The organism is Pseudomonas sp. Sample_9, assembly GCF_004307535.1.
Taxonomy (GTDB): Bacteria; Pseudomonadota; Gammaproteobacteria; order Pseudomonadales; family Pseudomonadaceae; genus Aquipseudomonas; species Aquipseudomonas mercuritolerans.
Window position 1 is genome coordinate 24,508 of record NZ_RAZO01000170.1, and the last position, 26,693, is coordinate 51,200.

The following is a 26,693-nucleotide window of genomic DNA, read 5'->3' on the forward strand; positions in this document are numbered from 1 at the left end:
GGCGTGGAAAAACCCGATCCCCGAGGATCGGGTTTTTTTATGCCTGAACGACGCGTCAGTTCATCAGCACCATCGAGAACGCCTGGTCCTCTACCATCGCCGCGGTCGCCCGGCTGCCGGCCCTATCGACCACGCTGCCGACGGCATTCTCGTGCAACGCTTCACTGCGGACACGGTCCATGAAGTTCTGGGCACGTATCGAGAGTCGGTCGGTTGAATATGGCGCTCTGTCGATAAGCGCTTTGTACACGTCACCAACCTGACCAGCGGAATGCTTGAACACTTTCGAGACTCCATTGTTCAGATTCAACACTACCCCGTAAGTGTTGCCCAGGCACGAGGAGTACGACCAGTAATCCCACGTCGGTTGCAGGCCATGTTCGCGCAGGACACGCCTGACCGGGCCGCCGATGTCAGCGCCCATCGACACCCAGTCACCTCCCACCAGCGTGGCGCGAATATCCTGGCCGGCGTACCCCAGACGCTCCAACACGCCGCTTACACTGCGCTGGATCAGGGGGCGGATATTGTGATCGAAATGAATCACCGCCCCTGTTCTCGTCGTCGGGTTGTACAGCGAGGCAATGACGCAACTCTGCGCATTCAGCGAAAACAGGTAGTTGTCTCGCGATCCGGGAACGGCACGCCCCACCACCGCTTCGCCCTGCATCGCACCGCGGTTGAGCAATGGTTCGACACGGGCCGGAAATGCATCACGCAAATTGTTCACGCGCCCAAGGTTGCGGACGTTGCCGCCTCTGAGCCCGACCCGGTCATGTGTCCACCTGCCGCCAGGGGCAAGACGTATCGGTTGCTGATAGATAGCTGTCGGGCGGCGGGCATCGACCAGGCTCAGACCACCGAAATGCGGATTCTCCCTGACCAGGAAATACTTGCCTCTGTTACGGATGTAATAGGCCGGTTGCGGCTGTTCAGCACTGGGCGGACTGCGCCAAGTGCCGGAAAACACACCGTCGTCAGTCACCTTTTGCAAGCGTTCGGGCCTCTTGCTGACGGCCTGCCTGGCATGGAAGCGGACTTCCCGGATCGCCGGCAGCGCTTCCTTGTGCACCGGAGCCACGGTACTCAGGTGCTCTGACAACAATGAGACGGGCCTCATCGTGTGTTTCAGACTTCTGGCCGCACCGCCCAGCAACTTGATCGCACTGCCGGCACCGACCATGGCAAACAGCGCACCCCACGAGGCCTCCAGCCAGTGTCCGAGAGCGCCATCGACATCGCCTTCCAGATGCGCAGCGACAGCCTGACCAGCGCTGATGGCAATGAACACGACATCGAGCAGCAAGGCAAAGGGAGGAAACACCATACAAAACGGTGCGGCGGCGAACATCAGCCCCTTGACCACCTGGCGCTCGATCATTTGCGCGCGGCTGGTGGTGATGTCTTGCACATCCGTGACCGCGCGCTCGATGTACGCATTGAACTCGCTGCGGGCGTCAACCAGGCGCTCCGCTTCGTAGAGCACATCGACGCGCTGTTTTTTCGCCGCAATCGCGTACAGGGTGCGCGACACGATGCTGCGTGCAGCAACCGGCGTACGCGCCATCAGATAGTCATGCAAGGTTCCCGCGATGTCGCCGAAAAGTGACTGATACGCACGCACCACAATACCGTCGGGCGCATCAGGCGTGTACAGCCACCAGGACGGCTCAGGGTCGAACGAAGTCAGAACGTAAACCCCGAGCACGACGTGATTGCGCACGGTGAACCTGAACACGCCGTCGCTTTCAACCATACGGGCGCCCGGATAATGCGTACCCGGCGCTGGCAATTGACTCAACAGTGTGACCTGGCGGACCAGCGCTGAATACACCGCGTCGCTCAGACGCGCCTGACTTCTCGCCACGCGCAAATCACGATCCATTTTTGACAGCAGCACGTTGCGGTAGGCGAAGCGACGCGGTTCGTAGGCGGCATTACGAGGGTCGAGATATTTGCTGCGGATCTCGTCGGCGTATTTCTCGCCCAGCCAGGCCCGGCGCAGATACAACGCCAGATCGGCGCTGCGCACCAGACTCAAATCCTGCCCGACCGACGAGCGCACGCCTTTTTTCGGGTGCTCGATGCCGGAGTTGTCGTCGTAGCCGTGAATCGCCAAGTCAAGCAGTGTCGCCACCTGCTGCTTCCTGCGATCGGCAACGCCGGGGTTGTAATCGATCAACACAGTGGCCGGGTCGACCGGTTCCAGCACGTTCTTGCTGCGCATGTAGGGCGCAATCGCTGCGGCAACCGTGCGCCTGGCGAAATCGACAAACACTTCAAAGCCGCCCAGCAGCTCGTTGAAAACCTGCTGATGAACAATCAATTCCTGATTCAGGCTGCTGATGCGCCGGCGCGCATCCAGACCGAGCGTTGTGTACCAACGCAGCGAGTTGTCCACCTCGACCTGCTGCAGGTTTTTTGCCAGGCCCATTTTTACAGCTGCTTCGACGCATTCCACGAATGACAGGGGTGCACGTCGAATGTCACTGGTCATGCCCCAGAGGGCCGGGTTGTCCGCCACGGCCAAAAGATAGTCACGCGCCGTACGATGTGCCGTCGGCGAAAGCTGCTGCAACAGGTACTCGCGGCCGGCTTCGCTCTGCGTCCAGCTCCACACCTCGCCGGTCAACGCCGCAACAGACGTTAACCGCACCCACTCCTGACCGTTCGGCTTGTTGGGCGCGTACAGCACCAGGTTACTTACCGCTTGCGCAGTCTCTGCATGGTAGAACACCAGAAGATCGGTGCATTGCATGCCGTTGGGCAGCGTCAGTGCGGCCACTTTCAGGGGTTTGCTTGCAGCTTGCCCGGACCACGTCTGCTCCAGAAGTCCATGATCGGACTCCGACAGATGAGCTGCACAACGCGCGACGTATGCGCTCTGCCGGAGCCGAGCGGTGAACCAGTCGATCAGCGCCTTTTGCACTTCTGTGCGCTTGTACTGCTCGGCGAGGACTCGCAGGTAATCTGCCGGATAGTCCTGTTCCGCCAGCATGTCGGCAATGAATGTCGGCTTGAGTGACTGGTTGCGCAAAGGCGCAGTACTGGCGATATACAGGACCGCTGCGAAGTCCTGACCGATCGGCCCGGATGCCAGCAAGTCGGTCAGGCTGCGATTGCGCGTCGGCTCGCCGACTGCCGAGCGCCATCTGAGTCGCACGTCGATCCGATCCGGTTCAACCGTCATGTCGAGCTTGCGCTGAATGTATTCGATGGCCTGCTGCCGGGCAAAGGCGCGCAAGGAGCCGTAGCCCTGCAGCAGCTCATCGAGCGCTGTCCGGGACAGTGACGTCTGCTCCTGATAATGGCGCAACAAGGCGCGATCCGGGTCCTTCAACACCTTCATCCACTGCGGCAGTTGCGCGAAGGAGTGCGCCTCGAGAATCTTTTTCTCTGCACCGGTTGCCAATGCAGTCAACCGGTACCGACGGGTGCCTCGGGCCTGGACTCTATCGATCTTTCGGCGCAACTGATTCAATGTCACGCCCACGAGCCGGTCACGACGCAACAGCGACTCGATGTCCTTGATATAGCGCCGCAGCTTGCGCTTCATCAAACGATCAAACAACGCCTCCTGCCCTTTTGTCGCCCAGTGTTCGCGCAGGTATTTCTTGTACTGGTCGAGGAAGTGCTGCGAAACGGTATCCACCGTCCGGGCGACGTGTTCCCGGCGGCTGGCTGGCAACCCGAGGTCAGCGGCTCCCGGCCAGCGAAATGGAGCGTCCTGGACTGCCAGGAACGTGACTGGCTTGCCGTCGAGAAGCTTTTGCAGAATGGCATCGAGCAGGGCAACCACGAACCCCGGATCGAAATGACCTTCGGGATAATCAATGCGCAATTCAGTCAACGCGTAATGCTCCAGCGCCTCGAGCAGCGTCATCTGGCTGCTCAAGCGCTTGTCGATCATCACCTGCCAGCGCGTGATGCGTAGCAGGATTTCCTGCACCGACCCCGTAGGCGCCGCAGCTACAGGTAGTTTTTCTTCTACAATCCCTTGTTGATCCGCCATATCGTCCAGCCTTTTGTTGCATGGAAATGAGCCCCCACTCTATTTCCCGGCCAGCGTGCCCAGGCCGTACATATGTATATGGCACCTGCGGATGTGTTACAGCCGACTGGCGTGTCCACTTTGCCGGCGACCTGGCGTAAACTGCGCGCTTTTGCAGCTTCGGGCTGCCCCACAGATTTTCAAAGGTGCCCGCCATGCCTTGGCTGCAAGTCCGTCTCGCCATCACCCCGGAACAAGCCGAAACCTACGAGGACGCATTCCTCGAAGTCGGCGCCGTGTCGGTGACTTTCATGGACGCCGAAGACCAGCCGATCTTCGAACCGGAACTCAACACCACACCACTGTGGTCGCACACCCATTTGCTGGCCTTGTTCGAGGGCGGCACGCAACCGGAGCCGGTCCTCGCCCATCTGGAACTGCTCACCGGCAGCCCGCTGCCCGAGCACCACAGCGAAGTCATCGAGGACCAGGACTGGGAACGCAGCTGGATGGACGGTTTCGAGCCGATGCGGTTCGGCCAGCGCCTGTGGATCGTGCCGAGCTGGCACGCCGCCCCTGAGCCTGATGCGGTCAACCTGCTGCTGGACCCGGGCCTGGCGTTCGGCACCGGCACCCACCCGACCACCGCACTGTGCCTGGAATGGCTCGACGGTCAGGACCTGAAAGACTGCCACGTGCTCGACTTCGGCTGTGGCTCGGGGATTCTGGCGATCGCCGCCCTGCTGCTCGGCGCCAAGGAAGCCGTGGGCACCGACATCGATGTGCAGGCACTGGAGGCCTCGCGCGACAATGCCGGGCGCAACAACATTGCCGACGAGTTGTTCCCACTGTATCTGCCCGAGGATCTGCCGCAGGTTCAGGCTGACGTGCTGGTGGCCAATATTCTCGCCGGCCCGCTGGTGTCGCTGGCGCCGCAACTGTCCAGCCTGGTCAAGAGCGGCGGGCGTCTGGCGCTGTCGGGCATCCTCGCCGAGCAGGGCGAAGAAGTAGCGGCAGCTTATGCGCAGGACTTCGAGCTCGACCCGATCGCCAATCGCGACGGCTGGGTGCGCATCACCGGGCGTCGGCGCTAAAATGACCGCTTGCCTGAACCGGATCGCCGCATGACCGACAGTTTCGTCACCCAGTGCCCGCATTGCCAGACCAGTTTCCGCGTCAACCATGCTCAGTTGAGCGTGGCCCGCGGGGTGGTTCGTTGCGGCTCCTGCCTGCAAGTGTTCAATGCCGCCAAGCAGCTGCTCGAGCAACATTCTGGTAAGGACACGGTGACGCCGACCGCACCAGCGCTGCCTGAAGCGCCCGCACCTGTCAGCGATTCTGCGGTCGTCGAACAGATCCCCGCACCGCGCGCCATCAGCCAAAAGCAATGGAGCGCGTCGGAGCTGGATCTGGACGGCCTCGATCTGGACGAAGAACTCGCCCGCCTCGAACAGCGCGAAATCCAGCCGGTCGCCGAATTCGGCCGGGCCCGCGAAGAATCCTTGAGTGCGCGGCGCGACAGCGCAGAACCGGAAGAAGGCGCCTGGCCCGATGGCCTGTTCAGCGAGCCTGCCGATGAGCGCCGCGCCGCGCCGGATGTCGAGCCAGATATCGAGCCGTATATCGAAGGCGTCGAAGCCCTCGAACCCGAGCGCACCGAGCCATCGTTGTCACTGGAACCGGTGGACCTGGATGACGAGCCGCCGATCCCGCAATTGCGCCTGCACGATCCGATCGATCCCAACGCCCGCCGTGAGCGATTTTCGGCCAGCGACGACAGCGATGACGACGATCTGCCATTGATCACCTCGCCGCGCAAAAAACGCGAAAGGGCCGAGCCCGGCGTGCGCGCCGAGGTCTTGCAGGATCTGACCGACGACCCGCTGCAACTGGACTGGCAGCAACGCCGTTCACCCTGGGGCCGGCGCCTGCTCTGGCTGCTGCTGGTGGTGTTGGCGGCCGGCGGTCTTGCCGCTCAATACGTTGCCTATCACTTCGAGGAGCTGGCGCGGCAGGATCAATACCGCCCATGGTTTCAGCAGATCTGCCCGCAGATCGGCTGCACCGTGCCGTCCAAAGTCGACATCGGCAAAATCAAGAGCAGCAACCTGGTGGTGCGCAGTCATCCCGAGTTCAGCGGCGCGCTGGTGGTCGACGCGATCATTTACAACCGCGCGACCTTTTCCCAGCCGTTTCCCTTGCTCGAGCTGCGTTTTGCCGACCTCAACGGTCACCTGATCGCCAGTCGTCGCTTCAAACCTGGCGAGTATCTGAGCGGCGATCTCGAAGGCCTCGCGGAAATGCCGCCGCAGACGCCGATCCACATCGCCCTGGATATTCTCGATCCGGGGCCGAAAGCGGTGAATTACAGCCTGAACTTCCATTCACCGGAATGAACCGCTTCAGCGTTTCCCGATTGACGGCATTTTTCTGACTGGATCGCAGCCAACCAAACCGTTGGCGATAACAGAATAACTGTTCAGATTTTGTTCAATTCAGCCTTTAACCAGTCATCGAGAGCGGGTATCATGCCCACCCTTTTTCGAACTCTCATGATCCGGCCCCACTTCAGGGAAGTCCTATGTCGGCGGTACGCATCGGCCCATATACATTGCAGAACGGTTTGATTCTCGCCCCAATGGCGGGCGTCACCGACCAGCCCTTTCGTCAGCTGTGCAAGCGTCTGGGCGCAGGGCTTGTAGTCTCGGAAATGGTCACCAGCGACATGAGCCTGTGGAATACCCGCAAGTCGCGCATGCGCATGATCCACGAAGGCGATCCCGAGCCGCGCTCGGTGCAGATCGCCGGTGGCGACGCGCAGATGCTGGCCGATGCGGCACGGGCCAACGTCGAGCTGGGCGCGCAGATTATCGATATCAACATGGGTTGCCCGGCCAAGAAGGTCTGCAACAAGGCCGCCGGCTCCGCGTTGCTGAAAGACGAAGCACTGGTGACCGAGATCCTGCAGGCCGTAGTGGCCGCGGTTGATGTACCGGTCACCCTGAAGATCCGCACCGGCTGGGATCGCGAAAACAAGAACGGTCTGAATGTGGCGAAGATCGCCGAACAGGCCGGGATCACAGCGCTGGCCGTACATGGCCGTACGCGCGCCGATCTGTACACAGGGGAAGCCGAGTACGACACGATTGCCGCGATCAAGCAGGCGGTGTCGATCCCGGTGTTTGCCAATGGCGATATCGATTCGCCGGAAAAGGCCCGATACGTGCTTGACGCGACCGGTGCCGATGGCCTGCTGATAGGCCGAGCCGCTCAAGGGCGGCCATGGATTTTTCGCGAGATCGATCACTTCCTGCGCACCGGCGAGAAATTGCCCGCGCCGGAACTGAGCGAAGTGGAACGCATCCTGCTGGAGCATCTGGCTGCCCTTCACGCCTTCTATGGCGACGTGATGGGCGTGCGCATTGCCCGCAAGCATGTGGGCTGGTATCTCGCAACCTTGCCGGGCGCCAGGGAGTTTCGCGCCCGTTTCAATCGTTTGGATGGTACGGAAACACAATGCGCCGACGTTCGGGAGTTCTTCGCCGAGCGTTACAAGAGCCTGACAGGGGACGAAGAAGGGGTGGCCGCATGACGATGATGACCGAGACTTTAGTGAGTGGAACAACACCCGTGAGCGACAACGTGAATTTGAAACAGCACCTCAACACGCCGAGCGAAGAAGGCCAGACCCTTCGCGGGAGTGTCGAGAAGGCGCTGCACAATTATTTCGCCCACCTTGAGGGCGCGTCCGTCACGGATGTGTACAACCTGGTGCTGTCCGAAGTCGAGGCGCCCCTGCTCGAAAGCGTGATGAACTACGTCAAGGGCAACCAGACCAAGGCCAGTGAGCTGCTGGGACTGAACCGCGGCACGCTGCGCAAGAAACTCAAGCAGTACGATCTGCTGTAAGCATTCAATCAAACCAGAAAGGCGCCCGCGTAAAAAACGGTCGCCTTTTTTGCTGACTTCCTTTGCTTTTGATGGAAATTGAGATGACCGACCAGACTACCCGCCTGCCGATCCGCCGCGCCTTGATCAGCGTTTCCGACAAGACCGGGATCCTCGAATTCGCCAAGGAGCTCGAAGCTCTGGGCGTCGAGATCCTCTCCACCGGCGGAACGTTCAAGCTGCTGCGTGACAACGGCGTTGCCGCAGTGGAAGTCGCGGATTACACCGGTTTCGCCGAGATGATGGACGGTCGGGTGAAAACCCTGCACCCGAAAATCCACGGCGGCATCCTCGGTCGTCGCGGTACTGACGACGCGATCATGAACGAGCACGGCATCAAGCCGATCGATCTGGTAGCGGTCAACCTGTACCCGTTCGAAGCGACCATCAACAAGCCAGGCTGCGACCTGCCGACCGCCATCGAGAACATCGACATCGGCGGGCCGACCATGGTCCGTTCGGCAGCGAAAAATCACAAAGACGTAGCGATCGTGGTAAATGCCAGCGATTACGCCAACGTCCTGGAAAGCCTCAAGGCCGGCGGCCTGACCTACGCTCAGCGTTTCGACCTGATGCTCAAGGCTTTCGAACACACCGCCGCCTACGACGGCATGATCGCCAACTACATGGGCACCGTGAACCAGGCCGCTGAAACCTTGAGCACTGAAGGTCGCAGCGAATTCCCGCGCACCTTCAACAGCCAGTTCATCAAGGCCCAGGAAATGCGCTACGGCGAGAACCCGCACCAGAGCGCGGCGTTCTACGTGGAAGCCAAGCCTGCCGAAGTCGGCATCGCCACCGCGACCCAGCTGCAAGGCAAAGAACTGTCGTACAACAATGTCGCCGACACCGACGCTGCGCTGGAATGCGTGAAGAGCTTCGTCAAGCCAGCCTGCGTGATCGTCAAGCACGCCAACCCGTGCGGCGTGGCGGTCAGCCCGGACGCTGAAGGCGGCATCCGTCAGGCTTACGAACTGGCCTACGCCACCGACACCGAGTCGGCGTTCGGCGGCATCATCGCCTTCAACCGTGAACTGGATGCCGAGACCGCCAAAGCGATCGTCGAGCGTCAGTTCGTTGAAGTGATCATCGCCCCAAGCGTCAGCGAAGAAGCTCGTGCCATTGTCGCCGCGAAAGCCAACGTACGCCTGCTGGCCTGCGGCGAGTGGTCGGCTGAGCGCGCCGCTGCCTGGGATTACAAGCGCGTCAACGGTGGCCTGCTGGTGCAGAGCCGCGATATCGGCATGATCAGCGCCGACGACCTGAAAGTGGTGACCAAACGCGCACCGACCGAACAGGAAATCCACGACCTGATCTTCGCCTGGAAAGTCGCCAAGTACGTCAAATCCAACGCCATCGTCTACGCCAAGAATCGCCAGACCATCGGTGTCGGCGCCGGCCAGATGAGCCGCGTCAACTCGGCCCGCATCGCCGCGATCAAGGCTGAGCACGCCGGTTTGCAGGTGGCCGGTTCGGTCATGGCGTCCGACGCATTCTTCCCGTTCCGCGACGGCCTCGACAACGCGGCCAAGGTTGGCATCACTGCGGTGATCCAGCCGGGCGGTTCGATGCGTGACAACGAAGTGATTGCTGCTGCTGATGAAGCCGGCATCGCAATGGTATTCACCGGCATGCGCCACTTCCGTCATTGAAGCAGCCGCAAGTTTCAAGCTGCAAGCTGCAAGAAAGAGCAGACAGGTGTCGCTCCTTCTTGCAGGTGCAGCCTTATTAATTCAAAGCCGTAAGCTGTAATTGAGCGCCACGCAGTCGCTCTTACTTGCAGCTTGTAGCTTGCAGCTTTCTCCGAAGGAGTCTCTCTTTGAATGTTTTGATCATTGGCAGCGGTGGCCGTGAACACGCTCTGGCCTGGAAAGTGGCTCAGGATCCGCGTGTGCAGAAGGTTTTCGTTGCACCGGGCAACGCTGGCACCGCCATTGAAGCCAAGTGCGAAAACGTCGCCATCGACGTGCTGGCGCTGGAGCAACTGGCCGATTTCGCGGAAAAGAATGTTTCCCTGACCATCGTCGGCCCGGAAGTGCCGCTGGTGGCTGGCGTCGTCGATCTGTTCCGCTCCCGTGGCCTGGACTGCTTCGGTCCGACTGCCGGTGCTGCGCAACTGGAAGGTTCGAAAGCCTTCACCAAGGACTTCCTCGCGCGCCACAAGATCCCGACCGCCGATTACCAGAACTTCACCGAGATCGAGCCGGCCCTGGCTTATCTGCGTGAGAAAGGCGCGCCGATCGTGATCAAGGCCGATGGCCTGGCTGCCGGCAAAGGCGTGATCGTCGCCATGACCCTGGCCGAAGCCGAAGACGCCGTGCGTGACATGCTCGCCGGCAACTCGTTTGGCGACGCCGGTTCGCGCGTAGTGATCGAAGAATTCCTCGACGGCGAAGAAGCTTCGTTCATCGTCATGGTCGACGGCAAGAACGTGCTGCCGATGGCCACCAGCCAGGACCACAAACGCGTCGGCGACGGCGACAGCGGCCCGAACACCGGTGGCATGGGTGCCTACTCCCCTGCCCCGGTGGTCACCGCCGAGGTGCATCAACGCGTGATGGATCAGGTGATCTGGCCGACCGTGCGCGGCATGGCCGAGGAAGGCAACGTCTACACTGGCTTCCTCTATGCCGGGTTGATGATCGACAAGGCCGGCAATCCGAAGGTCATCGAGTTCAACTGCCGCTTCGGCGATCCGGAAACCCAACCGGTGATGCTGCGTCTGCAATCGAGCCTGGTGCTGCTGGTTGAAGCCGCATTGGCGCAAGCGCTGGACAAGATCGAAGCACAGTGGGATCCGCGTCCGAGCGTCGGCATCGTGCTGGCCGCGGGCGGCTACCCGGGCGACTACACCAAAGGCGCGGCGATCAATGGTCTGGATGCGGCGGCAGGTCTTGAAGGCAAAGTCTTCCACGCCGGCACCGCATTGAAAGACGGTCAGGTCGTTACCGCCGGTGGTCGTGTACTGTGTGCCACGGCCATGGGCGCGACCGTCGGTGAAGCTCAGCAGCAGGCCTACAAACTGGCCGCTGCCATCGACTGGAAAGGCTGCTTCTACCGCAAGGACATTGGCTACCGCGCCATTGCCCGTGAACGCGGCGAAGCCCAGGAGTAAGCGATCCATCAGGCCCGGCGCGGGATGCCATTCCTCGCCGGGCTGTTCGGTCGTCGCGCATCGTTATATTCTGGCATCAACCTACGAAGGGATTTCGCCGTGCGCTGGCTCAGGATTGCCATAAGCTTCACCGTCACGCTGATGACCTTGCTCTGCATGCTCCCGGCCCAGGCCGCGCAAGGCAGTGGCTGGTCGGTATTGCTTGACGATCAGGGCATCCTGCAACTGAGCGACATCCGTTCCGCTCGCTACACCAATCAATTCAGCCCCACCGAGCTTGACCGTCTGACCGCGGCCGAACCCGAGGGCGCCCTGTGGCTGCGCTTCAAACTGGCGCCGGGCAAGCACGAACAAGTGCTACGCATCTTTGCCCCCGACCTGTCACAACTCAATCTCTACGTACTCGACGGCGACCGGCTGATCGAGCAACGCAATACCGGCAACGAACGGCCCCAGGCCGAACATCCGTTGCCGAGCAGCGATTTCATGCTGCCGCTGCCCCAGGCCGACAAGCCGCTGGACGTCTACGTGCGCATGGTCTCCGGCCATCAACTGCGCCCGCACATCACCCTGCAAGCAGCAATCGAAGGTGCAGCCGATCAGAAGCAGACGCTGATTTTCGGCCTGCTGTTCGGCTGCCTCGCCATGCTCCTGCTGCACAACCTGGTGCGCTACGCCTACTCGCGCTCGCGCAGCAGTCTGTGGCTGGCGATCTGTGAGGGCCTGCTGGGGCTGAGTCTGTTCCTGTTGCTCAACCTCGCCGGTCCGTGGCTGCCGAACTGGCAAGCCATTCAGACGCCGGGCGCTTATCTGGCATTGCTGCTGACGGCTCCAGCCGGGTTGATGTTCGCCCTGCGCTTCTTTGCGCCACTGGGCCAGCACGCGCTGAACAAACTGCTGTGGGGCGACATTCTGTTGATCGTCACGTGCAGCCTGTTGCTGCTGTTCGTCAACACCTTGCCGCTGAACATCATCACCTACGCACTGGTGGCACTGGCCGGCCTGAGCATGTTGCTGGTGGGCTTCTATCACTGGCAAAAAGGCTATCGCCCGGCGCGCCTGTTCGTCGCCGCCATGGTCGTGTTCAACATCGGCACGCTGGTTATCCTCCCGGCGCTGCTGGGGCTGACACTGGTCACGCCGCAAGGCCTGATCATGACGCTGATGGTGTTCATCTGCATCAGCGGCCTGCTGATGAGCATCGCTCTGGGCGAGCGACAGCGCAGCATCACCGAAAGCCGTTTCAGCATCAGCCGCGACCTCGCGGCAAGCAACGCCGAAATCAACGCCAAAGCCGAATTCCTCGCCAAGATCAGCCACGAAATCCGCACGCCGATGAACGGTGTACTGGGCATGACCGAGCTGCTGCTGGGTACGCCGCTGTCGGTCAAGCAACGCGATTACGTGCAAACCATCCACAGCGCCGGCAACGAACTGCTGACGCTGATCAACGAGATCCTCGACATCTCCAAGCTCGAATCCGGGCAGATCGAACTCGATGACGTGCAGTTCGACCTCAACGCCCTGATCGATGATTGCCTGAGCATCTACCGGGCCAAGGCCGAGCAACAGAACGTCGAGCTGATCAGTTTCATCCAGCCGCAAGTGCCACGGGTGATCAGCGGCGATCCGACGCGCCTGCGCCAGACATTGCTGAGCCTGCTGGAAAACGCCCTGAAGAAAACCGAAGAAGGCGAGGTGCTGATCGTCGTTGCACTGGACGAGCGCAGCAGCAAACCGCGCCTGCGCATCGCCGTGCAGGACAGCGGCGTGCCGATGGAGCCGGAAGAGCGCGAGGCGCTGCTGCACGCCGAATTGCACAGCAAGCACTTCCTCTCGGCCAATCGCCTGGGCGGCAATCTTGGCCTGGTGATTGCGCGCCAACTGATTCGTCTGATGCAAGGCGAGTTCGGCATCAAGAGCGGCGCCACTCAGGGCAGCACTTTGTGGCTGACCCTGCCACTGGACCCGGATCGCCTCGAACATCCGACGTCCGATCTGGACAGCCCGCTGCAAGGCGCGCGGGTATTGGTGGTCGACGATAACGACACCTGCCGCAAAGTGCTGGTACAGCAATGCAGCGCCTGGGGCCTGAATGTCAGCGCCGTACCGTCGGGCAAGGAAGCGCTGGCGCTGCTGCGCACCAAGGCGCACCTGCGCGATTACTTCGACGTGGTCCTGCTCGACCAGAACATGCCCGGCATGACCGGCATGCAACTGGCGGCGAAGATCAAGGAAGACCCGAGCCTGAACCACGACATTCTGCTGATCATGCTCACCGGCATCAGCAACGCGCCGAGCAAGATCATTGCGCGCAATTCCGGGATCAAACGGATTCTGGCCAAACCAGTGGCCGGTTATACGCTCAAGACCACGCTGGCGGACGAGCTCAATCAACGCAACAAGGGCCAGGTGGTGTTCCAGCCGCAAGTGGTTACGGCGGCCACAGCGGCGAAAGTGCCGAGCGACTTCCGCATCCTCGTCGCCGAAGACAACACCATCTCGACCAAAGTGATCCGCGGCATGCTCGGCAAGCTCAACCTGCAACCGGACACCGCGAGCAACGGCGAAGAAGCGCTGCAAGCGATGAAGGCCCAGCGTTACGACCTGGTGCTGATGGATTGTGAAATGCCGATCCTCGATGGCTTCTCCGCGACGCAGCAACTGCGCGCCTGGGAAGTCAGCAATCAGCGCATCCGCACACCGATCGTCGCCCTCACCGCGCACATTCTCGCCGAACACAAGGAACGTGCCCGCCAGGCCGGCATGGACGGGCACATGTCGAAACCGGTTGAGCTGTCGCAACTGCGTGAACTGATCGAGCATTGGGTCGCCGAACGCGATCAGCAGAACCGGGCCACGACCCAGCCGTCGTAAACCGACAGATTGTCCGGTGCCTGATAGACTCCCCCCGACTCCATCGCCAGTGAGCTTGCATCATGCTCCATGTGTTGTTCAGCGTTTACCTGAAGATGCTGGTGCTCTACAGCCCGTTCTTCGTGTTGTCCTGCTTTATCAGCCTGACCCGCGGCTATTCGCGCAAGGAACAGCGGCGCCTGGCCTGGAAGGTCGCCCTCGCGACGCTGATTTCCAGTGTTCTGCTGTATCTGTTCGGGCGAGTGATTTTCGATGTCTTCGGCATCACCGTGGACGCCTTCCGCATTGGCGCCGGCAGCGTGTTGTTCATTTCCGCGCTGGGCATGGCTCAGGGCAAACCGGCGGTGCAGGCCGACAATGTCCAGCAGGACGTGACCATCGTGCCGCTGACCATTCCGCTGACGGTCGGCCCCGGCACCATCGGCGCCTTGCTGGTGATGGGCGTCAGCCAGCCGCACTGGGACGACAAGCTCACCGCGATCATGAGTATCGCCCTGGCCAGTTTCACTGTCGGTGTGGTGCTGTACCTGTCCAATCGCATCGAGCGGATTCTCGGTGATCAGGGTTTGCAGATTGTCAGCCGCTTGATGGGGTTGTTTGTTTGCGCGCTGGCCGCGCAGATCATTTTTACCGGCGTGAAGGGGTATCTGGTGCCTTGAGCGAGCACCGTATGGCCGAATGCAAAACAAAACGCCGCGGACGTTAACGTCCGCGGCGTTTTTTATCGCCCAGGTGAAAGGCCCCGTCAGGACAACTGCTCAACCACCGCTGACAAACTGACAGTTGCATCGCTGCCCTGCACTGCTGCGAATGCCCGCATCCACTGCGTCAAGGCGAACTGGCAGGGGCGACCGGCCACCCTGAGCGCCAGCTCACAGGCACCCTGCTCTTCGGCGTGGCGGACGATCAGCGTGTGGCCACTGTCCGGATCGGCAAACAGCATATCGGCATCGACCTTCGATATCAGAAAATGCCCGCATTCATCCAGATCCAGCACCAGCAGGCCCGGCTCCGCCGCCTGCACTGCCGATGGACGCCGTGCATCGACAACAACGCAATCCAGACGCTGCCAGCTTTCAGTCGAAATACGATAACCCTCCGTGCTCGAACCGAAGGTCAGGATCAACGTGTCCACGCCGTCGACAAGCAATCGCTGCACATCGGTAAGGTCATCGCTTACCTGTAGCGACATGACGTTGTCGTCACGCTGAGCGAAGCTGTTCGGCAACCATAAGCGGTCCGCCGTTGCGGCGCTGAAGATCAACCCGTCGATCGGGTCGAACAACAGCGGATCGGCACCATTGTGCGTACCGAGAAAAGTCGCCCATTTGCCATCGTCCCTTGCGCTCACCACAAAAAGCTTGTCGAGCGCCGGCGCGTAGTACTGATAGCGATCACCGGTATTTTCCACGGGCAGAAACGCAGCATGGGCATGTCCATCCAGCAGTTGCTTCAGGCGTTCGCGCAATTGTTCAGAGGTCTGTCCGGGAACGTGCGACCAGTGGTTTTCCGTGCCGACAATTCGTGCCGGTTGCCGATCTTGCAGTTGCAGCGTCACGCCGTCTCGCGTGCGACCGAGCAAACCATTGCCGTGGGGCAACACTTCGCTGAACAGCCACGAAGACCAGACCGGTTCGGCCCGTGGCAACGTCTGCCGATGCCGGACAACGCTGGTGCCACCGAACGCCTCGCGGGCTTCTTCGAATGACACCAGCCTCTGGCGCCACAATGTTCCGGCTTCCGCATTCAGCAGCCAGACGGCCTCGCGGTCCGGCGTCAACCCCAACAAGGTCAGCTCGCCGCTACTCCTGGCATCCATCAGTACGAGCTTTTCGTCAATGCACCAGGCGGCCAGAAATGGCTGCCCGGCCTGAGCGTGCAGGCCAACAATCGCAAACGCTGCACCGCTGTATTCCTTGGCCAGCGGCGGCAGCGCTGCCAGCCAGTCGGGATTGTGTTGCAGCCAACGCTGGCTGAGGCCAACGAATTGCAGAACGTTTCCGTCGATTTCGGACAGCCAGTTATCGTCCCTGGCGTTAAGGTCGATTTCGAACAATCGACCATCGTTCAGGGTAGCCAGGTAGCGGTAGCCGATGCGCCTGAGATCGACCACGTCCCTGGCCAGCGCCTTGTGCCAGAAAACGTTGTCGGACAGTTCGATGCCGTGGCTGAGCATGCGGCTTTGCTTGCTGTAGAACAGCAGCGCGGTGCCCGGATCAGACGATGTGGGCATCAGCAGCACTCGGTCTGTGTCGCTGACGGTGTCAGCCCCGAAGTATCGACCGTTACGGACCCCGATCCACGCTCGCTCGAGCAGTTTATCGAGGCAATAAGCTTGAACATGCAGATAGGGCGCGCAGGTCCAGGTGCGGATCGCCGAGGCCATGGTCGTGGCCCCGTCAGCGTAGGCGCGACGTGTCTTCTGGCGGTAGCGCAAAAACGCTGTTCTGGTGCCCGGCTCCGGCTTCAGGAAAGAGTCTTGCAGATCGTCCGTCCACATCTTCATATCTGTGAGCGTCACGGCCTGATCGGTCAGATGAAATTCAAGCGTGGTGCGTACGTTCACGTCCTTTCGTTCAATCAACTGTTGCGAGACACGCAAAGTGCCGTCCGCGAGTTGCCTGAAAGCGGTGATTTTCGTGGCGGACTTGACGCTCAGTAAACGATAGCGGCGCACGACCAGGCCGCTGATCGCATCGACGCGCCAGACCGTAGCGTGATCGGGGTGATAGAACCACGCGTGATCAGCGGTGGCGGCACCCAGCAACAAGCCTTCGTGGACGTCAACCGGTACGTCCCGCGCGTACAACAGGCGCTTTTGCGCGACGTCGTAGTAGGCCGTTGTGCGCAGCGGGCGGGTGGCGGGTTGCAACGGCACGTTGAATCGCTGAAGCGCCAGGTAGCCCGCAGTGAGACGTTGTTCACGATCCAGTTTGCCCAGGCGGGCCATCACTTCGCCTGAGTTGTTGGTATCGCCGAGAGTAACGCAGACCAGGCGCAATGCATTGCGTTGCCAGTCCAGCTCAAACAACTCGCCGCCGGCCAGCTCGATCGTTCCCTCGAAAGCCGACAGCACGATAGCGTCGACCGTCAAATGGCGCCCCGCCAGATAAAGTCGCGCGCCATCACCTTCCGGTGAAGGTGTGGTGCCGAAACTGACCTGCTCGACACTGACCCAAGGCGCATGCACCCGCCATTTGCCGTAACCGGTCAATGTCACCTGCTTCAAACCAGGAGTCAGGCGCAGCTGACGGTGCCCTGGCGGAGCGGAAATTTCGTAGGAGAGTTTCTGCCGCCATTCATCGGGCAGGGTCGCAACCGCTATCTGGCGAACCTGATCATCCAGTTGCACGCTGATCGTCGTCGGTTTGTAGACAGGAAGGAGCTTGTAGAGAATGTGTTTGAGCGACGGCGTGCTGTGCAGGTAAAAGTGCTGTCTGCCGTGTTCGTCATATTCCAGCTTGTCTGCCAGGCGGTTGCGCAATTGCGGGTAGCGGGTGTGGATGCGCTCGTCCAGCTCTACCCTCAGCGCATCGCCCAGCGCTCCCAACGAGTTGAAATGCGAAAACCAGCTCGGCTCGGGACGTTCACTGGCACTGCGCGGTTCGACCTGTTCGCCCGGCAGGGGCTCGTAGACATGGCCGGCACCGCCCAACTGGTATTCGTAGCCGTAGTAACACAGCGGCGTGCAGGGCAACAGCACAGTATCAGCCTGCAGGTTCAGCGCTGCACGCTCGGGCAGGCCAAAGGCCTGGCGAATGTTCAGGGAAAGATGGACCAGTTTCGGATCATCGTTGTACTGCGGCAATTCAAATGGGCCACCGCTCCACGGATAAAACCGCTGACTGTCGAAACGCACCTGTCGGTCTTGCAGATCGAGGTGGGTAATCACGGCTTCGGCCGGGAAGTGCAACACCCCGTCGGTCAACCTGAAAGCGCCTGGCTGATAAGCGTTGTGGATGGCACGCAAATGATTGCCGACCTCGGTGGCCTTGTCGGCGATCTGCCCCAGGTTGCTGGCAATGGCCGTCGCACCGATGCCGACACCCAGCAGCGGCACGGACAGGACAGCCGCCGCTGCGCCCACTGCTCCACCGGCGGCCAGTGCGACAATATCCAGCCCCAACGCCGCGACATTGAATGCCAGCGACGTAGATAAGCGCGAACGCTGCTCGTAATTCTCCGCCAGCGAAAGGTTGTAAATGTCGAAGCCGATGTTGACCAGCGAAAATGCAAAGCCGACACCGGTGGCTGCCGCCCCGAGTACCCGGCCGGCCAGCGCTGACTGGCTCAGGCGCAGTGCCTGTTCACTGGCGGCCACTTGTCGCACCAGATTGATCACCTGAGCGCTATCGCTGACCACGGCGAAACCCAGTTGCGCATAACTGACGTAGGTCTGCACTTGCAGCGCGATCGACAAGGCGGGCACTTGATCGCCGGCCTGGTATTCGCGATAACGCATTTCAGTGATCAGGGTCTGGAGCGCAAAGGCGAAACTCAGGCGGCTGCCGCCGTCAGATTCGCCAGGAGCAGCGGCTTTTGTGGCTTTGACCATTCGTTCCAGATGCTGCTTGAGCTGCTCGAAGCGCGGATCGGCAGTGCTTGCCATTCGTGTCTGATGCGGTTTCTGCGCGTCGGCCAGGGTCAGCGAAAAAGTGCCGTCCGCCTGGGGCTTGAGGGTATCCAGCAGCGGCAGATATTCCCCCCCGAGCGAGTGGGCACTGCGCAACTGCTGCGTGGCATCGCTGAATGCCTGTGCCCAGTAACGCGCATCCACGTGCGCCAGGCTTGCGCCCATCCGCGCGTTTTCGCTGAGCGACCGCTGGCGCGCCAGCGCTTGCCTGGCCCAGACCGAAGCACGGCGCGAGTCGCTCGAAGGCGAGTGCAGAAAAGTGTCCACGCGCAACCCCGACGAGAGCCTGCGTGCGGCGATCACCTCGGTGTTCAGTTCGATCACGTTGAACTTCGCCCCGGCCATGTCGCCCAGTCCATAAAGCTTCGCCAGCGCACTGTCGCCTGCGCCCAGATAACGCTCCACGGCGAGCTTGGCATGGGCACCTTCAGCGAACGCATAGATGGCAAAGTTCGGGTCATAGAAGCGGTAAACGAACTGGCCGTCCACCTGCACTTTGGCCATCAGCAACGCGTGATCACCGGTGTCGAGCAGCAGAACGGTAGACGCATCCTTCGCCTCCAGCGTTTGCATCAGCGTGTCCAGATTTTGCAGGCCGCGCGCCTCGCCGATGGCGCTGGTCGGCAAGCTGCGCAGTTCATTCAGCGCACTGAGCAAAGCCCTTGAGCCGGTTTGTTCAGGGTGAATATCTGCCGTGGCGGCACGCCCCACCAGTGTGCGCTCGGCTGACTCGCCTGCCACCAACGCCGCGCCCGTCAACAGCGCCAGCGGGTAACAGCGGCGCCCGGGGTCGCTGATCGTCTGCATCAGCAAATCCTGCGGCAATTGCCTGGCGCAAAGGGCTCCTGCGCCGACGAACACTTCGCGCACCTGCGCGCTGCGCTCAAGGATCCGGGTGCGGTACTCGCGCTGCGCGGTGCGATTGATTTGCCCGATACGTATGCCCCACTGCCGCACCGTCAGCGGTTCGAAGAGCGCCTGGACCTTGAGCTCGCGCGCCGTCAGCAAGGGATGCGCCGCGCCGCGCATCAGGGCGGCCTCGAGGGCCGGCCCCTGGCGCTGACGAATGGCTTTTTCGATGGCGTCAAAACGCGCGAACGTGCCGTCGCCGTCGGTTTCAACGGCAAGCTCGCGGGTAGTTTGCCAGGCAGCCGCGAAGCCCGCCTCGTCGAGACTGGCCGCGCCGAAAATCCCCCCGAGCAGGACCCGCACCAACGGACTCAGTTGCTCCAGCGGCAGCGAGTCGTGGGCGATTCGGCTGAACAATTCGTTGAGATTGCTGGACGTTTCGGCGCCATGGGAAACCGGCAACTCGCTTACCGTTTGCGCACGGATCAACTGACGCGTTTCGAAGCCGATGGAAACAGCATCGGTGAAGGTGATGTCACCGCTGATTTTTTCGCGCATGGCGTAGACAAAAGGTTCGCCCAGGTCATCGATCCATTGCTGCAAGACCGCCGTCAGCAACACCGGTTTACCGCCCACCACCGGCCAGCCCTGCTTGAACGTCAGCGTCTGTTGCGGCTTGAGCAGATCCGCCAGCTGGCCGGTATAACGCGACTTGAGTTTGCCGCTGCGCCATTTCTCCTGCTCATTGGCCAGCCATTGCGTCTCATCGTCATTAACCGTCCAGCCGGAAATCATTTCCTCTTCGGTGAACACGTTGTAGCCGTCAACCAACTTCAGATGATTGCGAATGCCATCGATCTGCTCAGGCAGCAGATACTCTTCAATGTATTTGGTCAACCCGGCTGCGGCGGCACCCGGCCCGGTAAGAGTGATCGTGCTGCGAGCGCCGACTCTGATGCCGTCCTGATAATAGGAATGGATAGCTTCGATGAGTCTGCCAGCGGCGAAATGGATCGTTGAAGCCGGAAACTTCTGCTGCGCGAGTGCTTCATTCACCACGTTCTGAATAACCGCGACCAGCCGCCCTGCGTCTGTCGTATCGATGCTATCGGTAATCACGCGACGCTCGACCTCCAGCAGACAGTCATAATTGAGGCGGATCATCTGCATGTACGCCATGGTCATGCCACTTTCCGCGTGGGCCAGAATATGCGCATTCATTTCTCCCGCCACGGGGATACCATGAGCAGTGCCAAGACGCATCGCATCTAGCGGCGCCGAGTGCTCTTGCGGGGCGACAAAGATTTCGCCAGGTCGGTGTTTATTGCGAGCAAACGTCTGCAACGCTGCCAGATCCGCAGCGGCAATGGTGCCGATTCTGTCGAGATAACGCTGACGATCGCGACCCGGCATCAATGTTTCATCGTTATTGAGCAACACCTGCAACACGCCAATACGTTGTTCTGCGTTGTAACTGCTGATATCGACATCGCCCAGCTTTTCAACCAACGGCGGCAAGTAATCCATGTCACTGTAACGACCGCCCTCCTGGTATTGAGCCTGCAAGCGCACAACATCACTGGCCGCTGCAAAGTTGCCGCGCATGGCCACTTCACGCTGATAGATATCTTCCAGAAAATGCCCGGCAAACTCCCGGCGAACATCACGCAACTGCAAGTCGTCGCCCGCCATTTGCTGATGGGTTTGCAGGCAGTGTTGGCGAAAGTTTTCCAGAGTCGCACGGTCTTTACCGTAAGCGCACACCATCAGCTCGATACGGGCCTGATCGGCGTCGCCTCGCCATTGCGGTTGTTGCAGGAACTCGAACATCTCGCGCTTCAATACCCGCGCACGATCTTCGATCATCTTTGCCAATACAGCGGGCTTGCTGATTGTGTCACCGCCCGATTCCATCGCATCGACTCTGGCGCTGTCGGTAATGACCCGGTTCATCTCGTACGCGAGCAAGGCGTCACTGTCGTACCAGAGACTGAACCGGTAATCCTCGGCGGCCAGAACCTGGCGCCAAATGTTCATGTAATCACGCTGGATACTGCCAACTTCACTGCCGCCGACCCAGACAAAATGCATGATTTTCGGCACTGGCGGGGCTGCGTCGCTGAGCATGCTCACAGTCTTCGTCAAGCGCACCGCATAACCGCGCAGTCTGTTTGCCACTGTGTAAACGGCCGTGGAGCCACGCGCCGACTTGCGGTTGGCCAAGCGATCAAAACAGGCGAGAAAGAGGGTTATTGCCTGCAGTTTTTCCGCAAGGCTCGCCGCCTGCCCCCCGCGCTCGTATATCTCAACCAGTTGTAAATAGTCGGCAGAAGCGGAGAACTCCTTGAAGTTTCGTTTCAGCGTTGAGAAGTCTTCAGCGGAAATGAAACCCGACTCGCCAACATACTGTTCCATGACACCCATAAGACTTCACCTGATTCAATTAAAGAATCCGAATGAAGTTATGCTGTCGGCGAGGCGACTTCAAAAAGCACAAGACTCAAATAATTTCCCGGGAAACATACACCAACGATGTAGTTGCTTATGCGCATGATCCGGAAATATATAAGTTCATGCTGGGGTTATTACTCGCACGCTGTCAACAGCCTGACCAACGCTTGCAGCGCTCAGTTGAAGACTGAAGAACCTGCCAGTGATGTTTGACTGGATGTCACGCCGAGGCAACTTGTTTACAACTTGCCTCGGCGCCAGGTTCAGCAAAGCGGCTTGTCCCCGTACCAGCGCGGCGTATAAACCCAATCACCGCCCCCGGCACGAGCAAACGTGCAGGTGGTCGAAGAGCCGATCAGCACCATCGTGCGCATGTCCACCTGTTCCGGCGTCAACGCGCCCAGCGTCGTGGTGCGCAGCGTCTGCCCCGGTCGGCCGATGTCCCGACCGAGCACCACCGGTGTTTCAGGCGAGCGGTGCTGTGCAACGATCTCCAGCGCCCGGCCCAGTTGCCACGGGCGCGCCCGGGAAATCGGGTTGTAGAACGCCAGGGCCAGATCCGCTTCGGCGGCCAGATCCAGACGTTTCTCAATGATCGCCCAGGGCTTGAGGTTGTCCGACATTGACATCACGCAGAAGTCGTGGCCCAGCGGCGCACCGGCCTGAGCCGCTGTGGCCAGCGAGGCGGAGACGCCCGGGAGGATTTCCAGATCGACGCTGTGCCACGCCGGATCGTCCGATTCGTGCAGGGCTTCGAGCACCGCAGCGGCCATGGCGAATACCCCCGGGTCGCCCGAGGAAACCACGATCACCGAGCGGCCTTCGGCGGCGAGCCTGAAGGCATGGCGGGCACGCTGCATTTCTTCACGGTTGTCGGTGCAGTGCTGCACCTGATCGTCGCGGAACGGGCCGGCCATGCGCACGTAGGTTTCATAGCCCAGTACATCGGTGGCGCGGGCCAGTTCGGCTTTCACCGCGGGCACCATCAGTTCGGCGGCGCCGGGGCCGAGGCCAATGACCGCGAGGCGACCGCGTGGACGGCCGATTTGCGACACGTCCAGCGGTTGCTCGGCAATCGCGATCGCCAGATGTTCTGCGCTGATCACCTTCGCCGCAGGCACTGCAACTCGGGCCAACGCCTGAAGATCGTTTTGCGCTGCGACGAAGCGCAGCGGCACGCCCAACTCGAGCGCAGCCTCGCGCAGATTCGATGCGGCCATTTCAGCGTCCGCTGCCACCAGACACGCCAGTGCCGGCACGGCGACGCTGGCCTGTTGCAAAGCAGCGCGAATGGCGTTCGGCAGATCCGCCACCTCAGCACTCACCGCCACTGCCACACTGCGCGGGTAAATCAGCAATTCATCGGCGTTGGCCACCCGCTGCGCACTGCTTACATGAATCGACCGCTGCGCCTGCGGATCCTGCGGCAACTGCGCCTGATCCAGCCACGGCGCCGCGCCTTCGATGCGCACGCTGTGCCCGGCGAGCAGATCGGAAACGAAGCGTTTGCCCGATTCCAGATCCGCCAGTGCATAGCCGCTCGGCGGATTGAGCAGGCAGGTGCCAAAGCGCAATTCGCCGCTGGTGGTGATCGCCGGCGCGACTTGCAGCGCCGCCGCAATCTCCCGGGCCATGACGTTGACCCCGCCGAGGCCACCGAGCAACGGCACCACCGCGCTGCCGTCTTCGGCCACCGCCAGCACGGCGGGTTCGGCGCCTTTCTCCAGCAACAGCGGCGCCAGCGTGCGAATCACAATGCCGGCTGCGCACAGGGCGATGATCGGCGTGTCCTGTTGATACAACGCGCGCAGGGTCGCGCCGAATTCCTCATAGCGGCTGTCGGCGCCTTCAACCCGTCCGGCAAGGCCATGGACCTGCGCCGCCGGATAGACCTGCTGAATGCGCCGCGCCGTGGCGAGGCTGCCCTGGCCGAGAATGACGATGGCGGGAGTCGCTTGGCTCATCAACCTTGCCACCGTTCGCCCGGGACGATGATCAGCGAGAAGTACGGCGAGGACATCGGCTCGACCTGATCCATCGGCACGATCTTCTGATTGGCCATGGTCGCGCGCTCGACATACAGCGCGCGCTCGGCGAGGCCGAGTTCTTCCAGCACCTGACGCACCTTGGGAAAGTTGCGCCCCAGTTTCATGATCACCGCCGCATCGGCATCGGCCAGACGCCGCTTCAGTTCTTCGTGAGGCAGTACGCCGGAAAGCACCGACAGGCTCTGATTGCGATACACCAGCGGCGCTCCCAGCACCGAAGCGCCGCCGAGCATCGAGCACACGCCGGGCACGACTTCAGCCTCATAACGGCTGGCGAGGCGGTCATGCAGGTACATGTAGGAGCCGTAGAAGAACGGGTCGCCTTCGCAGATCACCGCCACGTCGCGGCCGGCATCCAGATGCTCGGCGACCGCCACAGCGGCTTCGTCGTAGAAATCGCTGATGACCTGCTCATACGACAGCGGTGCCGGCAATGCCTCGGTGGTCACTGGATAGACCAGCGGCAGCAGGTTCTGCGCCTCGACCAGATGCGCCTCGATGATGCCGAACGCATTGCCCTTCTTGCCCTTGGCCACGAAATACGCGACCACTGGCGATTCGCGCAACAGGCGCAAGGCTTTGACAGTGATCAGTTCCGGATCACCGGGGCCGACACCGAGGCCGATCAGACGTCCTTTGGCCTGCATCATTCGATCTCCGTAGCGAGGGCATTGACGGCGGCGGCGGCCATGGCGCTGCCGCCCAAGCGGCCTTGCATGATCACGAACGGCACGCCGCGACTGTCGGCGGCCAGTGCCGCTTTCGATTCGGCAGCGCCGACAAAACCCACGGGGAAGCCGAGGATCAGTGCCGGTTTTGGCGCGCCGGCGTCGAGCATTTCCAGCAAGTAGAACAGCGCGGTTGGTGCGTTGCCGATCACCACCACACTGCCTTCGAGGTGCGGGCGCCACAGCTCCAGCGCGGCGGCCGAGCGGGTGTTGCCCAGCTCACGGGCGAGCTCCGGCACACTGTCGTCGCGCAAAGTGCAGATCACTTGGTTATTGGCCGGCAGGCGCGCGCGGGTCACGCCTTCGGAAACCATCCGCGCGTCGCAGAGAATCGGCGCACCGGCCGCCAGAGCATCGCGCCCGGCCTTGCCCGCGCCCTCGGAGAATTGCAGACCGTCGATGGCCTCGACCATGCCGCAGGCGTGGATCACCCGCACCGCAAGTTTTTCCAGATCGGCGGGAATGCGCGCCAGATTGGCCTCGCGGCGAATGATCGCGAAGGAGTTGCGATAGATCTCCTGACCGTCGCGGATGTAATCAAGCATCAAGGGGGCTCCGGGAGCGGGCGTCGAGCAGGGTCGCGGCCGCTTCAATAGTAAGGTTGCAGGCGTGCAGCGTGCCGAATCCGGGCTGTGCTGCATCGCGAAAATAGAGGTCGTAATGACCGGGGGCGACGGCCAGCAGCGTGGCTGGCGCGCAGTGGGCGGCGGCGCAGGAGCGCGAGCAGCCCGACAGGTGCACGCTGAGCCCTGCGGGCAGCAAAGGTGCCAGTTGCCGGGCATCCTGCTTGGTGTCGGCAAGACCTTTGCCGCAGCCATCGGCGCCGGTGCAGGCGATCAGCCTTGTCAGCGGTTCGGCGTCGGTCGTCAGCAGGCCCAACGCCCGCAACTGCTCAAGCACGTTGTCGGTATCCGTGGCTTTCACGTTCGGCAGCAGCAGGCTCTGCCACGGCGTGAAGCGCAGACTGCCATCGCCAGACTGTCGGGCCAGTTGCGCCGCGCCACGCAGCATCGCCGGATCGAGACGGCCCAGTGGCGGCACCGCGACGACGTAGCAGCGGCCTTGCGTGTTCTGCTGATGAGCGCCGATGTGCAGCGCGTCTGCCGACGCCGGGCGCTGCCAATTGCTGATTGCCTTGAGCGATACGCGCTCGCGCAACGATTCCAGAAACGCGAGCCTGGGCAACTCATCGAGCAGATGGCGCATCCGTGTTTGCTCTGGCCGGGCCAGGTCGAGGAACAGTTCCAGCGCGGCGACCACCAGCGCGTGAGCGTTGTCCTGAGTCACAGCGCCGAGAGGGCGATCGGTCGGGCAACCGGCCAGACCGAATGCCCAGAGGACTTCGCCGTCACGCTCGAATGCCGACAGCCACAGATCGTGCGGATGTTCGAGCATCGCCAGCGCTTCGCCGCCATCGAGCTGCACGGCGAACTTGGCGCTCAACTCATGGAAGCGCGGATGGCTTTGCAAGGTGTCGAGGATTTGCCCTGCGAGCGAGCGCGTGTCGATCAGCATCTGCCGATCGATGCCGGCGGCCGGGCTGAGCATCAGATTGCGCACATCGTCGCCGGCAGCGTTCTTTGGCCCGAGGCCAGCGGCCAGCAAGCGCTCGATCAGCGCCGCCGATTGCGCACCGATGCCGCGAATCTGCAGGTTGCCGCGATTGGTCGCTTCGATCGCACCGCTCGCAAACGCTTCGGCGGCAGCGGCCACCGCATCGGCCTGATCGGCACTGATCGAACCGCCATCTAGCTTGATCCGACAGATACCGCCGTCCAGTGCCTGGACGATACGCAGCAACCCCGGGCAGGCCGAGGGGCGTAAGGCAGTGGACATCGGGCGTTCGTTCAAGGGGCTGACCGGTTGCGTGGCAGAGGCGCTTCGCGGGCGAAGGCGCGGTATTATGCCTGCTTTGTCCGGCGGCATGAAAAGTCTGCCCGTCGGAACGCCACGTTTTGAGGAATATAGATGTCACCCTGGCTGACGATCGTGGGAATCGGTGAAGACGGCTTCAAGGGCCTGGGCAAGAATGCCCGGCGTGCTCTGATGGGCG

15 protein-coding genes are annotated in these 26,693 nt (G+C 61.5%); 9 read left to right on the plus strand and 6 right to left on the minus strand.

Going from position 1 to position 26,693, the window contains the following annotated elements:
• Nucleotides 1-55 precede the first annotated feature (55 nt).
• A complete protein-coding gene (locus tag D6877_RS09535) occupies nucleotides 56-4,012 on the minus strand; it encodes a DUF6543 domain-containing protein (protein ID WP_130910586.1) in 3,957 nt (1,318 codons plus the stop codon).
• A gap of 194 nt (nucleotides 4,013-4,206) precedes the next feature.
• On the opposite strand from D6877_RS09535, the gene prmA reads away from it, so the two are divergent.
• The 8 genes from prmA to D6877_RS09575 all read left to right on the plus strand — a co-directional run bounded on the left by prmA (nucleotide 4,207) and on the right by D6877_RS09575 (nucleotide 14,590).
• On the plus strand, nucleotides 4,207-5,085 hold the full coding sequence (prmA, locus tag D6877_RS09540; RefSeq protein ID WP_041480670.1) for a 50S ribosomal protein L11 methyltransferase: 879 nt from the start codon (nucleotides 4,207-4,209) through the stop codon (nucleotides 5,083-5,085).
• A 30-nt stretch (nucleotides 5,086-5,115) separates the two neighbouring features.
• A complete protein-coding gene (locus D6877_RS09545; RefSeq protein ID WP_130910587.1) occupies nucleotides 5,116-6,387 on the plus strand; it encodes a DUF3426 domain-containing protein in 1,272 nt (423 codons plus the stop codon).
• Nucleotides 6,388-6,572: 185 nt separating this feature from the next.
• Nucleotides 6,573-7,583, plus strand: coding sequence for a tRNA dihydrouridine synthase DusB (dusB, locus tag D6877_RS09550; RefSeq protein WP_016771866.1), 1,011 nt, complete (start codon nucleotides 6,573-6,575; stop codon nucleotides 7,581-7,583).
• Nucleotides 7,580-7,900 carry a DNA-binding transcriptional regulator Fis gene (fis, locus tag D6877_RS09555; protein WP_002555375.1) on the plus strand — a complete coding sequence of 107 codons (321 nt, stop codon included), beginning with the start codon at nucleotides 7,580-7,582 and terminating at the stop codon, nucleotides 7,898-7,900. Before dusB ends, fis begins: the two co-directional genes overlap by 4 nt.
• An 83-nt stretch (nucleotides 7,901-7,983) precedes the next feature.
• A complete protein-coding gene (gene purH / locus D6877_RS09560; RefSeq protein ID WP_130910588.1) occupies nucleotides 7,984-9,591 on the plus strand; it encodes a bifunctional phosphoribosylaminoimidazolecarboxamide formyltransferase/IMP cyclohydrolase in 1,608 nt (535 codons plus the stop codon).
• Between the two features lie 167 nt (nucleotides 9,592-9,758).
• Nucleotides 9,759-11,054: a phosphoribosylamine--glycine ligase gene (purD, locus tag D6877_RS09565; protein ID WP_130910589.1), complete on the plus strand. Its 1,296-nt coding sequence runs from the start codon at nucleotides 9,759-9,761 to the stop codon at nucleotides 11,052-11,054.
• Between the two features lie 99 nt (nucleotides 11,055-11,153).
• Nucleotides 11,154-13,931, plus strand: coding sequence for a hybrid sensor histidine kinase/response regulator (locus D6877_RS09570; protein WP_130910590.1), 2,778 nt, complete (start codon nucleotides 11,154-11,156; stop codon nucleotides 13,929-13,931).
• Between the two features lie 62 nt (nucleotides 13,932-13,993).
• Complete coding sequence (locus D6877_RS09575) at nucleotides 13,994-14,590, plus strand: MarC family protein (protein WP_016771870.1); 597 nt, start codon at nucleotides 13,994-13,996, stop codon at nucleotides 14,588-14,590.
• A gap of 86 nt (nucleotides 14,591-14,676) precedes the next feature.
• On the opposite strand, the gene D6877_RS09580 is transcribed toward D6877_RS09575, so the two are convergent.
• The 5 genes from D6877_RS09580 to cobG all read right to left on the minus strand — a co-directional run bounded on the left by D6877_RS09580 (nucleotide 14,677) and on the right by cobG (nucleotide 26,476).
• On the minus strand, nucleotides 14,677-21,837 hold the full coding sequence (locus D6877_RS09580) for a TcdA/TcdB pore-forming domain-containing protein (protein WP_130910591.1): 7,161 nt from the start codon (nucleotides 21,835-21,837) through the stop codon (nucleotides 14,677-14,679).
• A 290-nt stretch (nucleotides 21,838-22,127) separates the two neighbouring features.
• Nucleotides 22,128-23,828, minus strand: coding sequence for a precorrin-3B C(17)-methyltransferase (cobJ, locus tag D6877_RS09585; protein ID WP_130910592.1), 1,701 nt, complete (start codon nucleotides 23,826-23,828; stop codon nucleotides 22,128-22,130).
• Complete coding sequence (locus tag D6877_RS09590) at nucleotides 23,828-24,559, minus strand: precorrin-2 C(20)-methyltransferase (RefSeq protein WP_039757046.1); 732 nt, start codon at nucleotides 24,557-24,559, stop codon at nucleotides 23,828-23,830. Before D6877_RS09590 ends, cobJ begins: the two co-directional genes overlap by 1 nt.
• Nucleotides 24,559-25,185, minus strand: a complete 627-nt coding sequence (locus D6877_RS09595) for a precorrin-8X methylmutase (RefSeq protein WP_130910593.1) — start codon at nucleotides 25,183-25,185, stop codon at nucleotides 24,559-24,561. The genes D6877_RS09590 and D6877_RS09595 overlap by 1 nt, the downstream gene beginning before the upstream one ends.
• A complete protein-coding gene (gene cobG, locus D6877_RS09600) occupies nucleotides 25,178-26,476 on the minus strand; it encodes a precorrin-3B synthase (RefSeq protein ID WP_277751480.1) in 1,299 nt (432 codons plus the stop codon). The genes D6877_RS09595 and cobG overlap by 8 nt, the downstream gene beginning before the upstream one ends.
• Before the next feature lie 132 nt (nucleotides 26,477-26,608).
• Between cobG and D6877_RS29870 the strand changes: the two genes are divergently transcribed.
• Nucleotides 26,609-26,693, plus strand: an 85-nt coding sequence (locus D6877_RS29870; RefSeq protein WP_241662878.1) for a hypothetical protein, incomplete at its 3' end; no start/stop codon positions are given.

Coding starts and splice junctions, on each gene's coding strand:
- D6877_RS09535 (WP_130910586.1), bottom strand. CDS start 4,012: ATGGCGGATCAACAAGGGATTGTAGAAGAAAAACTACCTGTAGCTGCG.
- prmA (WP_041480670.1), top strand. CDS start 4,207: ATGCCTTGGCTGCAAGTCCGTCTCGCCATCACCCCGGAACAAGCCGAA.
- D6877_RS09545 (WP_130910587.1), top strand. CDS start 5,116: ATGACCGACAGTTTCGTCACCCAGTGCCCGCATTGCCAGACCAGTTTC.
- dusB (WP_016771866.1), top strand. CDS start 6,573: ATGTCGGCGGTACGCATCGGCCCATATACATTGCAGAACGGTTTGATT.
- fis (WP_002555375.1), top strand. CDS start 7,580: ATGACGATGATGACCGAGACTTTAGTGAGTGGAACAACACCCGTGAGC.
- purH (WP_130910588.1), top strand. CDS start 7,984: ATGACCGACCAGACTACCCGCCTGCCGATCCGCCGCGCCTTGATCAGC.
- D6877_RS09575 (WP_016771870.1), top strand. CDS start 13,994: ATGCTCCATGTGTTGTTCAGCGTTTACCTGAAGATGCTGGTGCTCTAC.
- D6877_RS09580 (WP_130910591.1), bottom strand. CDS start 21,837: ATGGGTGTCATGGAACAGTATGTTGGCGAGTCGGGTTTCATTTCCGCT.
- cobJ (WP_130910592.1), bottom strand. CDS start 23,828: ATGAGCCAAGCGACTCCCGCCATCGTCATTCTCGGCCAGGGCAGCCTC.
- D6877_RS09590 (WP_039757046.1), bottom strand. CDS start 24,559: ATGCAGGCCAAAGGACGTCTGATCGGCCTCGGTGTCGGCCCCGGTGAT.
- D6877_RS09595 (WP_130910593.1), bottom strand. CDS start 25,185: ATGCTTGATTACATCCGCGACGGTCAGGAGATCTATCGCAACTCCTTC.
- cobG (WP_277751480.1), bottom strand. CDS start 26,476: ATGTCCACTGCCTTACGCCCCTCGGCCTGCCCGGGGTTGCTGCGTATC.